The sequence below is a fragment of the Rheinheimera sp. KL1 genome (genome assembly GCF_001275035.1).
Taxonomy (GTDB): domain Bacteria; phylum Pseudomonadota; class Gammaproteobacteria; order Enterobacterales; family Alteromonadaceae; genus Pararheinheimera; species Pararheinheimera tangshanensis.
Map to the genome: position 1 here is coordinate 58,805 of NZ_LAMX01000014.1, position 13,483 is coordinate 72,287.

General features: G+C 48.3%; 16 protein-coding genes. 8 read left to right on the forward strand and 8 right to left on the reverse strand.

Annotated elements, in window-relative coordinates:
- Window positions 1-139 precede the first annotated feature (139 nt).
- The 4 genes from trkA to def are packed head-to-tail and all read right to left on the reverse strand — an operon-like array spanning window position 140 to window position 4,309.
- Entirely contained in the window at window positions 140-1,516 is a 1,377-nt protein-coding gene (trkA, locus tag WH43_RS07315; protein WP_053423984.1) for a Trk system potassium transporter TrkA, read from the reverse strand.
- Between the two features lie 12 nt (window positions 1,517-1,528).
- Window positions 1,529-2,827, reverse strand: coding sequence for a 16S rRNA (cytosine(967)-C(5))-methyltransferase RsmB (gene rsmB, locus WH43_RS07320; RefSeq protein WP_053423985.1), 1,299 nt, complete (start codon window positions 2,825-2,827; stop codon window positions 1,529-1,531).
- Window positions 2,827-3,786 carry a methionyl-tRNA formyltransferase gene (gene fmt, locus WH43_RS07325; RefSeq protein ID WP_053423986.1) on the reverse strand — a complete coding sequence of 320 codons (960 nt, stop codon included), beginning with the start codon at window positions 3,784-3,786 and terminating at the stop codon, window positions 2,827-2,829. Before fmt ends, rsmB begins: the two co-directional genes overlap by 1 nt.
- 16 nt (window positions 3,787-3,802) lie before the next feature.
- Window positions 3,803-4,309 (reverse strand): peptide deformylase, encoded by a 507-nt coding sequence (gene def, locus WH43_RS07330; RefSeq protein WP_053423987.1) that lies wholly within the window; start codon window positions 4,307-4,309, stop codon window positions 3,803-3,805.
- Between the two features lie 121 nt (window positions 4,310-4,430).
- Between def and WH43_RS07335 the strand changes: the two genes are divergently transcribed.
- From WH43_RS07335 to WH43_RS07350, 4 genes are all read left to right on the forward strand, one after another.
- The gene (locus tag WH43_RS07335; RefSeq protein WP_053423988.1) at window positions 4,431-5,588 is read left to right on the forward strand and encodes a LysM peptidoglycan-binding domain-containing protein; all 1,158 of its coding nucleotides are present in this window, start codon (window positions 4,431-4,433) and stop codon (window positions 5,586-5,588) included.
- A 22-nt stretch (window positions 5,589-5,610) separates the two neighbouring features.
- On the forward strand, window positions 5,611-6,702 hold the full coding sequence (gene dprA / locus WH43_RS07340; protein WP_053423989.1) for a DNA-processing protein DprA: 1,092 nt from the start codon (window positions 5,611-5,613) through the stop codon (window positions 6,700-6,702).
- A gap of 2 nt (window positions 6,703-6,704) precedes the next feature.
- Window positions 6,705-7,178, forward strand: coding sequence for a DUF494 family protein (locus tag WH43_RS07345; RefSeq protein WP_053423990.1), 474 nt, complete (start codon window positions 6,705-6,707; stop codon window positions 7,176-7,178).
- Between the two features lie 170 nt (window positions 7,179-7,348).
- Window positions 7,349-7,894: a DNA topoisomerase family protein gene (locus tag WH43_RS07350; protein ID WP_053423991.1), complete on the forward strand. Its 546-nt coding sequence runs from the start codon at window positions 7,349-7,351 to the stop codon at window positions 7,892-7,894.
- Window positions 7,895-7,930: 36 nt separating this feature from the next.
- Here the strand turns inward: WH43_RS07350 and WH43_RS07355 are convergent, their stop codons facing one another.
- Together WH43_RS07355 and purE are read right to left on the reverse strand one after the other, a co-directional pair.
- Window positions 7,931-9,082, reverse strand: coding sequence for a 5-(carboxyamino)imidazole ribonucleotide synthase (locus tag WH43_RS07355; RefSeq protein WP_053423992.1), 1,152 nt, complete (start codon window positions 9,080-9,082; stop codon window positions 7,931-7,933).
- 3 nt (window positions 9,083-9,085) lie between these two features.
- Complete coding sequence (gene purE / locus WH43_RS07360) at window positions 9,086-9,571, reverse strand: 5-(carboxyamino)imidazole ribonucleotide mutase (RefSeq protein ID WP_053423993.1); 486 nt, start codon at window positions 9,569-9,571, stop codon at window positions 9,086-9,088.
- 145 nt (window positions 9,572-9,716) lie between these two features.
- On the opposite strand from purE, the gene tsaC reads away from it, so the two are divergent.
- Window positions 9,717-10,301 carry an L-threonylcarbamoyladenylate synthase type 1 TsaC gene (gene tsaC / locus WH43_RS07365; RefSeq protein ID WP_053423994.1) on the forward strand — a complete coding sequence of 195 codons (585 nt, stop codon included), beginning with the start codon at window positions 9,717-9,719 and terminating at the stop codon, window positions 10,299-10,301.
- A gap of 26 nt (window positions 10,302-10,327) precedes the next feature.
- Window positions 10,328-11,248: an oxygen-dependent coproporphyrinogen oxidase gene (hemF, locus tag WH43_RS07370; protein ID WP_053423995.1), complete on the forward strand. Its 921-nt coding sequence runs from the start codon at window positions 10,328-10,330 to the stop codon at window positions 11,246-11,248.
- Between the two features lie 16 nt (window positions 11,249-11,264).
- On the opposite strand, the gene WH43_RS07375 is transcribed toward hemF, so the two are convergent.
- Window positions 11,265-11,705 carry a group II truncated hemoglobin gene (locus WH43_RS07375; protein ID WP_053423996.1) on the reverse strand — a complete coding sequence of 147 codons (441 nt, stop codon included), beginning with the start codon at window positions 11,703-11,705 and terminating at the stop codon, window positions 11,265-11,267.
- A gap of 9 nt (window positions 11,706-11,714) precedes the next feature.
- Between WH43_RS07375 and aroE the strand changes: the two genes are divergently transcribed.
- Both aroE and WH43_RS07385 read left to right on the forward strand, forming a co-directional pair.
- Window positions 11,715-12,530: a shikimate dehydrogenase gene (gene aroE / locus WH43_RS07380; RefSeq protein WP_082335711.1), complete on the forward strand. Its 816-nt coding sequence runs from the start codon at window positions 11,715-11,717 to the stop codon at window positions 12,528-12,530.
- Window positions 12,527-12,775 (forward strand): hypothetical protein, encoded by a 249-nt coding sequence (locus WH43_RS07385; protein WP_053423997.1) that lies wholly within the window; start codon window positions 12,527-12,529, stop codon window positions 12,773-12,775. The genes aroE and WH43_RS07385 overlap by 4 nt, the downstream gene beginning before the upstream one ends.
- Here the strand turns inward: WH43_RS07385 and WH43_RS07390 are convergent.
- On the reverse strand, window positions 12,767-13,306 hold the full coding sequence (locus WH43_RS07390; protein ID WP_053424000.1) for a gamma carbonic anhydrase family protein: 540 nt from the start codon (window positions 13,304-13,306) through the stop codon (window positions 12,767-12,769). The two genes, WH43_RS07385 and WH43_RS07390, sit on opposite strands and share 9 nt — an antisense overlap.
- Window positions 13,307-13,483 lie beyond the last annotated feature (177 nt).

Sequence of the window (13,483 nt, forward strand, 5' to 3'; positions counted from 1 at the left end):
CTATGCTCCGGGAGACTCTTTCGTTTGTCGCCTTGCTGCAACCACAATGCCTTAGGCAGAACCTTTGCCAACCAATGTTTTTGGTTTCAATTTGGAATGTTAGAAGGGCGCGGATAAACCGCGCCCTGCGGTGTTAGCATCAAATAAATATCGCACTGACCTGAAATAAACGTTCTACTTCTGTGATGTATTTCTTATCAACTAAAAACAAAATCACATGGTCATCGGTTTCAATCACCAAACTATCGTGGGCTATTAACACTTCCTCGCCACGCACTATGGCACCTATAGTCGCTCCAGGCGGTAGTTTAATCTGCCCTATGGCCTGACCTACTACTTTGGATGTCGACTTATCGCCATGAGCCACAGCTTCAATGGCTTCAGCTGCGCCTCTGCGCAGTGAGTAAACGTTCACTATGTCGCCACGACGGATGTGAGTCAGCAGAGCTGAAATAGTGGCTTGTTGTGGTGATACCGCTATATCGACTTCGCCACCTTGTAGTAAATCTACATAAGCGCCGCGTTTAATCAGCACCATGGTTTTTTGTGCGCCCATACGTTTGGCCAGCATGGCTGACATAATATTGGCTTCATCGTCATTGGTGACGGCTAAAAACACATCCACCTGCTCGATGTTTTCTTCTTCTAATAATTCTGGGTCTGACGCGTCACCGACATACACCACTGTATTATCCAAAGCGCTGGACAGGTATTCGGCACGCTCTTTGCTGCGTTCTATTAGTTTGACACTGTGGTTTTTCTCTAAAGCACGGGCCAGACCATAACCGACATTACCACCACCAGCGATCATAATGCGGTGATAGCTTTTCTCCAGCTTTTGCAGCTCGCTCATCACAACGCGAATATGTTTAGTGGCGGCGACAAAAAATACTTCATCGTCCGCCTCTATTACAGTGGTGCCTAAAGGCTTTATGGCATGACCACGACGGTAGATAGCGGCAACACGGGCATCTACATGTGGCATATGCTGTTTCAAGGTGGATAAGGCATGACCTACCAATAAACCACCGTAATAGGCTTTTACTGCAACTAAACTGACCTGCCCCTCGGCAAATTCCACCACCTGCAAAGCGCCAGGGTAGTCAATCAGACGTTTGATGTAGTCAGTGACCAGCGTTTCTGGCGAGATAAAGTGGTCGACTGGCATATCGTCTTTGTTAAACAACTGATCGCGGTATTTCAGATACTGATTGGTACGGATACGGGCAATTTTCAGCGGTGTGTTAAAAATACTGTAAGCCACCTGGCAAGCGACGATATTCACTTCGTCGCTGCTGGTGACCGCAATAATCATATCGGCGTCTTCCGCACCAGCACGTTTTAGAATATCCGGGTGCGCGCTATGACCATGCACCACTTGCAAATCGTATCTGTCCTGCAGGGCGCGCAGCTTTTCAATATTGGTGTCGACGACAGTAATGTCGTTTTGTTCACCAACCAGGTTTTCCGCTAAAGTGCCACCCACCTGACCTGCACCCAGAATTATAATTTTCATAAAGCCTCTGCGTTAGCGCTGTGTCTTGCGAAGTTTGGCATAAAAGAAACCATCCATCTGCTGCTGGCCTGGCAAAATTTGCCAGTGCAAATCCGGGTGGCTGTCGGCCAGCGGGATTAATTTTGCATCCGGGTACTCTGCTAAAAAGACCTGAATTTGTTGTAAGTTTTCTTCCGGCAACACTGAGCAGGTGGCATACAACAATTCGGCACCAGGTTTTAATAAAGGCCAGATCTTGCGTAGGATCTGTTGCTGCAACTCCACCAATGGCGCTATGTCGGTTTTTTTCCGCAACCAGCGAATATCCGGATGACGACGTATCACACCTGTGGCTGAACATGGCACGTCGAGCAAGATGCGGTCAAAGGTTTGAAAACCTGCCCAGTCGTCCGGGTCTGCCGCGTCAGCGGCCATCACTCGGGCATCTAAACCTAAACGGTCCAGATTGTCGTACACTCTGTCTAAACGGCGTGGGTCTTTATCCAGCGCTAATACATCCGCTTCTGGTGCAAGCTCCAGAATATGGCAGGTTTTGCCACCAGGAGCGCAACAGGCGTCTAATACTGAATCTTTATTGCGAGCGCCAAGGAAATAAGCGGCATGTTGCGCTGCGCCATCTTGTACTGAAAACCAGCCGTCAGAATAACCCGGTAATAAGGTCACATCAGAAGCTTGTTCTAATAACAGTGCGCAAGGTAAATAAGCAAAAGGCTGACTGGCAGCTATGCCTTGTTCCGCAAGAGCGGCCAGATAAGCTTCAGGTGTAGTACGTAACTGATTGACCCGTAGCCATAACGGCGCTTTTTGCTGGTTTTCAGCTAGTATTTGTTGCCACTGCTCCGGATAAGCGTGTTGCAGCTGCTGAATGATCCAGCCCGGGTGGTTGTACTGCACTGCCAAAGGGGCTTGGCTGAAATCAAAGACTTCAGGCTGGCGCTGCACTGAACGTAACACGGCATTAATTAAGCCTGTCAGGCTTTGGCCTTTTAAGGCCCGCGCCGCTTCTACGGTTTCGCCTATAGCCGCATGATCCGGTACCCGTAAAAATTTCAGCTGATATAAACCGACATAGATTAAGAACTGCAAAGGGCGCAGGTGTTTCACCAAGGGTTTATCCATCAGCTTCTGACAGATGGTTTCCAGTTGCGGCAAATAGCGCATCACACCAAAACAGATTTCCTGCAGCAGAGCTTTATCTAAAGGCGAGTCCAGTTCCTGCTGCGCTTTTTGCAATACATCGGATAAAGATTTGCCCTGATCCACTACCTGATAACAGGCTGTTGCTGCTAAGGCTCGTAAGTTTTTACTCATCAGCTCTGCCCATCAACAGGGGGCAAGATCTGACCTGGTTGAAACCAATCGGCGCGGCCATTAAGAAAGTCCACCACTTTCATGGCTTTTTTGCCTGCAGGTTGTAACTCGGTGATCACTAACACGCCGTCACAAGTTTGAATGGCGATGCCTTTTTTATCCACCCGCAGCACCTGGCCTGGCTGGCCTGAGCCAGGCTCAGTCACAGCGCGCCAGATTTTCAGCTGTTGGTTACCCAGTTGCAGATAGCTAACGGGCCATGGGTTAAAAGCACGGATTTCGCGCTCAAGCGCTACTGCTGGTTTAGTAAAATCGAGCAGGGCTTCTTCTTTGGATAGCTTTTCGGCGTAGTTGGCTAACTCATCCTGTTGTGGCTGAGCCTGGGCCTGTAGGGCTTGCAGATTAGCTAAAGCTTCTACCAAAGCTACAGGGCCTGTTAAAGCCAACTTATCGTATAAGCTGGTGCTGGTCTCATCAACAGCTATAGGCGTGCTGACCTTGCTTAGCATAGCGCCTGTATCCAGCCCTATATCCATTTGCATAATAGTGACACCGGATTCTGCATCGCCCGCCCAAATGGCGCGCTGAATAGGCGCAGCACCGCGCCAGCGTGGTAATAATGAGCCATGCACATTGATACAACCTAAACGTGGTGCATCCAGCACAGCCTGAGGCAAAATCAAGCCATAAGCCACCACCACCATTAAATCGGCATTTAAGGCAGCTAATTCTTGTTGAGCCGCGGCTTTTTTTAATGATTTCGGCTGATACACCGGAATATCGTGTTGCAGTGCCAGCTGTTTCACCGGGCTTTGTTGCAACTGATGACCACGACCTGCAGGTCTGTCGGGTTGGCTGTAGACAGCAATCACCTGATGAGGAGAATCCAACAGGGCAGCGAGGTGGCGGGCAGCAAAGTCTGGTGTGCCCGCAAAAATAATACGTAAAGGAGTGGTCAAAATAATTCCTGCTTGGTTAACGGGCTGCGAGGCGAGCTTCTTTTTCCAGCTTTTTCTTAATACGGTCACGTTTTAGTGGCGATAAATAGTCGATAAACAACTTGCCGACTAAATGATCCAACTCATGCTGTAAACAAATAGCCAGTAAACCTTCAGCCTGAAGTTCAAACCAGTCGCCTTTTTCGTTTTGCGCTTTGACTGTCACCGCTGCGGCGCGCTCTACTTTGGCGTAGCTTTGCGGCACCGACAAACAGCCTTCTTCGTATTCAGTGTCACCACTTTTGGCAATGATTTCCGGGTTAATGAAAACCATGGGTTCATCACGGTTTTCGGAGATATCGATCACGACAACACGCTTGTGCACATTGACCTGAGTCGCCGCTAAACCTATGCCATTTTCGTCATACATGGTTTCCAGCATGTCTTTTACGAGTTGTTTAATTTCGGCCGTAACTGCAGGCACTGCTTGAGCGACTGTGCGTAAGCGTTCGTCTGGATAATGTAAAACTGTTAATACTGTCATGGGACCTACAAAAATCGTCTATGTTCAATGGGCTGTGCTATGGTCTAATTTTAGCCATTTATGCTCAGTATGAATAGCGTCGTATGCAAGAATTACGACAAGTACAGACGGGGATGAGGTTATGCGACAGCAGCTTCTTGCTTTTTTGGTCAGCTTTTCTGTGTTTTTCAGCACTATGCTGCTGGCTGACGAGCTGAAACTTAAGGCTGACGCCCCCAGCTTATATCTGGTGAAATCCGGCGATACCCTATGGGATATTGCTGGTTTGTATTTACAACATCCCTGGTTATGGCCGCGTTTATGGAAGTTAAATCCACAAGTCAGCAACCCTCATCTGATTTATCCAGGCGACGAACTACATCTGCAGTTTGATGCCGACGGCCAGCCAATACTGAGCTTAAATAGTCAGAGAGAGGCCGTCAGTAGTGCGGGTACAACTCAGGTTCAAAACTATTCCACCACGTCTGCAGCTATCAAATTGACCCCTAAAGTTCGCCGGATAGCAAAGGCTGATAAAGCCATACCTGCAGTGGCGCTTGCAGCCATAGAACCCTTTCTGTCGGAAGAGCACTTGTTATCTGCAGAGCAGTTGGAAAGCCTGCCTTATGTGCTGGGTGGCAAGGAGAACGTAAAAAACGCTGTATCCGGTCATCTGCTGTATGTACAGGGCGAGCTGGATCAAACTCTGCGTTATGGCATTTACCGCCAGGGTGAGGTGTACGAAGACCCACAAAGCGGCGATATATTGGGTTACGAAGCGGTATTAATGGCAGAAGCTAAAGTCTTGCCGCCCGCTATGGTGAGCGAACAGCACATCAGTCGGATTGAAGTGCAAAAATCCAGACGAGAAGTAAAACAGGGGGATCGGTTAATACCTTTGCCGTCGCAGTCTGTCTATCCGGTTTTTTTTCAGCTGCGCTCGCCAGAATCTTTGGTGTCAGGGGTGATAGTGGACAGTGCATCCGAATGGCGCGAGTTTGCCAAAGGCGAAATTGTGCTGTTGAATCAAGGCCAGAATGCCCGGCTGCAACCTGGTCATCTGCTCGGGATCTTCCGTCCGTCGCCCGCAGTTGTTGATTTTGGCGATAAACCTTCGTATCCGGAAGACAGCGACAAGCTGCAGCGTATTTTGCATGAAGTGGTAGGTTCTGCCGATGAAATGCCAACTGAATTAGTGGGCCAGCTGATGATTGTGAAAGTCAGTGAACACAGCAGCTTTGCGATGATTTTACGCACAGAGCAACCGGTGCGGGTGGGGGATTTGATAGGTAATCTCTGAGGTTCTGATAAAGGAGAGGAAGATGGATGACCTCGAGCATTGGATCCGTTTAGCTGCTATTCCGTCTATGGACAGGCTAAAACATCAGCAGTGGTCGACACAGGTCTCGGCCGATGATTTTCATCAGCTGGACGATCACCAACTGCAGCAACTGGGTTTTACTTCAGGCCAAATCCAATGCCACAGAGCTATTACGCCACGGTGTATTGAACATTGTATGGAATGGCTGCAAGCCAGTCCCGATCACCATTTTATCCGTTACACAGATCCGCTTTATCCCGAATTACTCTGTCAGATTAAACAACCACCTTTTGCCTTGTTTATCAAAGGCAATCCGGCGTTATTAAACGAAGCGCAGATAGCTATAGTGGGTAGTCGTCAGCCCACTGCTACAGGTAAACAAGTGGCCTTTAACTTTGCTGCCGATTTATGTCGTTTAGGTTTAACTGTCACCAGCGGTATGGTTAAAGGCATAGACGGGTGCAGTCATAGAGGCGCTTTGTCAGTACAGGGTAATACCATAGCTGTGCTTGGTCATGGTTTTGATACGGTTTATCCGGCGCAGCATAAAGAGCTGGCAACAGACATTGCCAACAGCGGCGCTTTGGTCTCGGAGTTTCTACCTGATGTGCCGCCGAAAGGGGATCATTTCCCGCTGCGCAACCGTATTGTAGTAGGGTTAAGTTTAGGAACTTTGGTGGTAGAGGCTGCGCTTAAAAGCGGTTCTCTGATCAGCGCTGGTTATGCCGCGGAGTATAGTCGGGAGCTTTTTGTGATCCCCGGTTCTATCTACAATCCGCAGGCTGCTGGCTGCCATCAGTTAATTCAGCAAGGTGCTAAATTAACCACTTGCGTGGCCGATATCATAGAAGAATGGAGCTTTTTGCAAAATAACAGTCTAAGTACTGTAAAGGACAAAGAAAAAAATTTACAAACAGGCTTGTTTGACGACGGCTTGTTGGCTAACGTAGGTGATGAGGCCACTGCGATTGATGTCATAGCAGAACGCAGTGGTTTATCTGTAGCGCAAGTCTCAATTGAATTGCTTCAACTGGAATTGGCCGGTGAAGTGGCAGCAGTACCTGGTGGTTACATCAGAGTGAGGAGGGGCTGACTATGTTTGATATCCTCATATATTTGTTTGAAAACTACATCCACAACGAGTCAGAAATTTATGTAAATCATGCCGATCTGCAGCGTGAGCTCAGCAAAGCTGGTTTCCATGATGATGATATTTTTAAGGCCCTGCGCTGGCTAGATTCTTTATCTGCCTTGCAGGAAAGTCATGTTAAGCCCTATTTAACCAAAGTGAATTCGACTGCAGTGCGTATTTATACTGCAGAAGAGCAACGCAAGCTGGAGACTGAGTGTCAGGGTTTCCTGCTGTTTCTGGAACAAATCAACGTGCTGGATGCGCCCACCCGCGAGATGGTATTGGACAGAGTGATGGACCTGGATCAGAGTTCTGTCAGTCTGGACGATTTAAAATGGGTGGTGTTGATGGTGCTGTTTAATGTGCCTGGTCGTGAAAATGCTTATGCCCAGATGGAAGACCTTATTTTTGACGAACCTACAGGGCCGCTGCATTAAGCGGCCTTTTTCTACCCTTCGTACTTGAAGCCGCAGCTGCGTTAACTTCACTCTTTCACCCCAATCACATAGGACACTATGCTCATGGGGACTCTTTCGTTTGTCGCCTTGCTGCAACTCCAATTACTTTGGGTATATAATCTGGCCTGTTTTTCTTCTATGGCCTTTGTATGTCCCAGTCTGACGATACACTTTTTCAACACGAAAAAACCGCGGAGCCTTGTCCTCTGTGCGGCCATGCTTTGCAAATTAAAACTGGCAAAAACGGGCCTTTTTTAGGCTGCAGTAACTATCCGGCCTGTAATTATCTGAAAGCGCTGCATCCCCATGAAAATACAGTGGTAAAAGTATTAGAGGATCAACTTTGTCCTAAATGTGGAAACGAGCTGGCGGTGAAAAATGGTCGCTATGGTATGTTTATTGGTTGCAGCAACTATCCGCATTGCCATTTTATTGTGCATGCCGATGAACCTGAAGCCAGTGATGTGACCTGCCCGGAATGCAAAAAGGGCCAGTTGCTGGAGCGTACCAGTAAATACGGCAAAGCCTTTTATGGCTGTAGCAGATATCCGGATTGCAAATACCTGCTGAATTTTAAGCCAGTTGAAGGACAATGCCAGTTCTGCAATTATCCGCTGTTAATGGAAAAAGCTTCGGCTTCTGGGGTGAAATTACTCTGCGCCAGTAAGAAATGTCAGAAAGTACAGGGCAGTTAATGCTGACAAAGACACGTCTTTGCCAGCATTAGGGTGTTATTGCAGTTGCTTCAACCGTGCCGCCACTACATCCAGTTCAGGGAACTCATCTTCTGGTAAGTGCTGGCGTAACAAGTCAAAACGTTGCGCCAGTTCGCTGGTGCTGCTGGCGCTTAAATTGATATGGCCCATTTTGCGGCCTGGTCTTTTGCCTTTGCCATACCAGTGCAAATGGCAGCTTGGCAAACTTAATACCGCCGGGCTGACATGATCTTCACCCAGAATATTCACCATCAAGGTTGGACGCACTAAAGCCGTGCTGCCCAGTGGCAAACCACAAACAGCCCGTAAATGGTTTTCAAACTGACAGGTGTCGGCACCTTGTTGAGTCCAATGCCCTGAGTTATGCACCCGTGGTGCTATCTCGTTCACCAGCAGCTTATCGCCCACCTGAAAAAACTCCAGCGCCAATACGCCGACATAATCCAAAGCTGAAGCTACAGCTTCAAACATCTGCTTGGCTTGTTGCTGCAATTGCTGTTGGCCCGGTAAAGCAAGCGATACCGCCAGCACTCCAGAGACATGATGATTTTCGGTCAGAGGATACACCACCATATCGCCAGCCTGATTACGGGCTCCGACCAAACTGACTTCACGGTCAAAACGGACAAACTGCTCAGCCACAATGGCCTGAGGTAACGTATGATCAGCGCCTGCCATAAACTGCTGGATGTCAGCCCACACCGCTGGCGCATCAGCCTGAGTTTTTAAGCGCCATTGGCCTTTGCCGTCATAACCGGCTAACGCGCTTTTTAGCACCAGTGGTAACCCCAGTTGCTCAATGGCCTGATAAAAATCCTGTTCAGTCACAACTATTTTATAAGCAGCATTGGCTACGCCGGCTTTATCCAGCAGTTGTTTTTCCTGACGGCGGTCGCCACCTGCTTTGATCGCAGTGCTGTTGGGTAAAAACTTACCGCTGTGCTGACACAGCTCCTGCACCGGATAAGGGATATGTTCAAATTCAGAGGTGATCACATCGGCATTGGCAATAGCCTGAGCCAGACCTGTGCCCAGTTGTTGCTGAGTGACAGGATCAACAATAGTGTCGCTGTTTACATCATAAGCCGAGACTTTTAAATTCAGTGGGGTACCGGCCAGACTCATCATCCGAGCCAGTTGACCAGCACCTAAAACCAGAACCTTCATTGATTATTCCTCGGCTGGATTCGGATGAGCCAATACAGAGTCGGTTTGTTCTTTACGGAAGGCATCAATTTTGCGCATTAGCTCTGCATCAGAAGTGGCCAGAATTTGCGCCGCTAACAAGCCTGCATTGGTAGCCCCTGCATCACCAATAGCCAGGGTACCTACTGCTACGCCTTTTGGCATCTGCACTATGGATAACAGGGAATCCAAACCTTTTAAAGCTTTTGACTGCACGGGCACACCTAATACCGGCAAGCTGGTAAAAGCTGCGGCCATGCCAGGTAAATGCGCCGCACCACCTGCACCTGCAATAATGACTTTTAAACCACGGCTTGCGGCATTAGTGGCGTAATCCGCTAAAAGCTGAGGAGTTCTGTGAGCTGAAACAACGGTAGTTTCATAGGCAATTTGAAAACGATCTAACATATCGGCCGCGTTTTTCATTGTGGGCCAATCAGATTTGGACCCCATGATAATACCTACTTTCATCGTTGTTTCCTTAAAGCTGCAAAGAACTGGCATAATAAGGCCGCTATTATATACGCAAAGTCATTGAAGCTGTAGCTTCAGGGAAGACTCTGGCCTTGACCAGAACCATTTTTGACGAAAAACCCCAGATACAGGACTCAGAACAGTGACAGAGATTCCATCTGCCGTAACCGCCCTGCGCCAAGGTCAGGTGATTGCCTATCCAACCGAAGCTGTGTTTGGTGTCGGTTGCGACCCGGATAATCATCTGGCTATTGAAACTTTGTTGCAGGTCAAACAAAGGCCAAAATCCAAGGGTTTAATTTTAATAGCTGCAGACTTTTCCCAATTGATTCCTTATATTGCAGCCGACCAGCTTAGCTTGGAACAAACTCAGTTGATGTTAGACTCATGGCGCAACAGCGCCGGTGTGAGAGATAAAGCCGCTGTGACCTGGGTAGTGCCTGCTTCAGCGCGTTGCAGTGACTGGCTGACGGGGCAGTTTGATAGCATTGCAATTCGGGTTTGTGATCACTCTGTGGTGCAACAGTTATGTCTGGCTTTTGGTAAACCTATTACCTCCACCAGCGCGAATTTATCTGGTCTGGAACCTTGTCGCAGTGCAGCCGAAGTCAGGCAGCAATTGGCAGATAAAGTGGCTGTCATAGTCGACGCGCCAACAGGTGGTCGCGCTGTGCCATCAGAAATTCGGGATATCACTACAGGCCATATTTACCGTGCGGGCGCATAGCCGTCTGGGAATGAAGAGAGAAACAGATGCAAAACGTCGATAAACATCAGGTCAAAGCGTTTTTAATGGCACTGCAGGACAGCATTTGTGCTGAGCTTGCTGCTGCAGATGGTGTGTCAGTTTTTGTTGAAGAAAGCTGGGACAGAGCCGAAGGCGGCGGTGGCCGTAGTCGTGTTTTAACACAGGGGGCTGTGTTTGAGCAGGCGGGCGTGAATTTCTCTCATGTGTTTGGCGATAAGATGCCTGCTTCAGCCACAGCGCACCGGCCAGAACTGGCTGGGCGTAAGTTTGAAGCTATGGGGGTGTCTTTAGTGATCCACCCGCTGAATCCTCATATCCCAACCAGCCACGCCAATGTACGATTTTTTATTGCCGAAAAAGCAGGGGAAGCGCCGGTCTGGTGGTTTGGTGGTGGTTTTGATTTAACACCTTTTTATCCGGTGGAAGCCGATGTAGTGCATTGGCATCAGGTGGCCAAAGACTGTTGTGATCGGTTTGACGCCGCTTATTACCCTAAATACAAAACATGGTGCGATGAATATTTCTACTTAAAGCACCGCAACGAAACCCGTGGTGTAGGGGGGTTGTTTTTTGACGATTTAAATGAGCCGGGTTTTGAGCAGAGTTTTGCTTTTATGGCTGCAGTAGGCGAAGCCTTTACTAAGGCTTATCTGCCTATAGTGCAGCGTAATAAACACAAAGCTTATTCGGAGGCGGAGCGCCAGTTCCAGTTGTATCGCCGTGGCCGTTATGTCGAATTTAACCTGGTGTTTGACCGTGGTACTTTGTTTGGCTTGCAAAGCGGTGGTCGCACCGAATCTATTCTGATGTCGATGCCACCTTTAGTGCGCTGGCAATATGGCTATCAGCCGGAGGCAGGTAGTGCAGAGGCCAGATTGTACGAGCGTTACCTGCAACCTCAGGACTGGTTAGGTATTCAGCAATAGGTGCTGGCGTCAGGGATTATCTGTTGATCATATGGCTGGCAAGCTGGCCCAGTGAATGACTTAAACCCTGACGCAATAACTTATCTTCTACTACCTCAGCCAAAGCTTTATCCATACAAAACATCCACTGATCGCGCATCTGCTGATCCACAGCAAAAGGCATATGGCGCATCCGCAAACGTGGATGACCGTATTTTTCTTCAAATAAAGAGGGGCCCCCCAACCAGCCGGATAAAAACTCAAAAAACTTTTGTCTTATGGTATCCAGAGGCAGAGGATGGATAGCATACAATTGTGCGGCTTCCGGTGCTGTCGACATAATGTCGTAGAATCTGTTGGCCAGACGCCGTGTTGCATCTTCGCCGCCAATCAGCTCGTAAGGCGTGGTTGCCGGAGTCGGATGTTGCTTGCTATTTGGCTGGCTTTTATTAAAAATCGCGTCAAACAACTTTTTCATGGTGAACCTGTGGACCGTTATGCTGTATTTGGAAATCCTGTTGGGCACTCAAAATCGCCGCTAATCCATAGCTGGTTTGCCAAACAAACCGCACAAGCTTTGAGTTACGAGGCCATTTTAGCACCGGTCGACGCCTTTGCCGACAGCTGGTTTAGCTTTGTCGCATCTGGTGGCCGGGGTGGCAATGTCACAGTGCCCTTTAAAGAACAGGCCTATCAGTTGGCAGAACAACTCAGTGAACGTGCTTTGCAGGCGGGTGCAGTCAACACTCTTTATATAGATAAAGCCGGCGTGCTCTGTGGGGATAACACCGATGGTTTAGGTTTAGTCGCTGATTTAACCCGACTGGGAGCGCAGCTTCAGGATGCAGCTATTTTGATATTGGGTGCTGGTGGAGCTTGTCGTGGTGTAGTCGGGCCTTTATTGGCTGCTGGTGCAAAGCATATCCATATAGCCAATAGAACTGCTGCCAAAGCAGAAGTTATAGCTGAACTTTTTGATCACAGAGTCACAGCATCAGGTTATGAGCAAGTGCCAGCTGAAAAATGGAGTCTGGTGATCAACGCGACCTCCAGTGGGCTGGACCAACAAAGACCGCCGTTAGCAGAACAACATCTTAAGCACTGCACCTTGGCCTACGATATGTTGTATGACAAAGAGCCGACCGCTTTTCTGATCTGGTCTCAGCAACAAGGCGTGCCGCTTTGTGCTGATGGTTTAGGTATGTTAGTCAGTCAGGCCGCCGAAAGTTTTGCGATATGGCGTGGCGTAAAACCTGATGTCACGCCAGTACTACAACAACTGACGGCTATGGTGAAAGCATGAATCAGCAACTGATTTTTAATCATGACTTCAGTTTTGATGAAAACACCGATTCAGTCAGCTGTAGTTGTCTAGCTGCAGGCTTGCGGTTACGTATTTATATAAAGAAGCCACAAGGCTGGGATAACCAAAGCTGGTTGGAACAAATAAAAGAAGACTGCTTTTATTGGGAAGAACAAATAGAAGAAGCGGCCAAAGCAGACCGCTTTAATGAAGATGGTGTATTGCACCTGGATGGCTCAGCTTAACGGCTCGGCCAGATACTCATCTTTTAATACCACATAGTTAATAGCAGACTGAGTCAGAAAACTACGTTCCGCTTCATTAAGCAGCCTGGCTTGTTTCACCGGGCTGCCGACATAGAGATAACCAGACTCTAATCTTTTGCCTGGTGGTACCAAACTACCAGCACCAATAATGACATCGTCTTCTACTATCACGTCGTCCATCACTATAGCGCCCATACCCACCAGAATACGATTGCCCAACTGGCAGCCGTGCAACATCACTTTATGTCCCACTGTGACATCGTCTCCTATAAGAAGAGGAGAACCGCCTGGTTTTTTTGTAGTTGGGCGTGATACATGTAGTACAGAACCGTCCTGCACATTAGTACGCTCACCAATACGGATGATGTTTACATCACCCCGTGCTGCTACTAAGGGCCAGATACTACTATGAAGGCCAATTTGAATATCGCCGACTAAAACAGACGATGGATGCACATAAACCCCTTCAGCAAGCTGTGGAGTTTTACCTTTATATGAAGTTAATGACATAACAATTTCCTCTGCTGCTGCAGGATTATGCGGCAAATGTTGAAAAAAAGCACGGTTCGATTGAAATTCAGGCTGTCGCACTCAAAAGTGCAAGTTTTCTTAAAAAGAGTATTGCACGCTGCTAAAAACTCCCTATAATGCGCGCCATGCCAACGGGGTGATGCGAAAGCAGCTCTG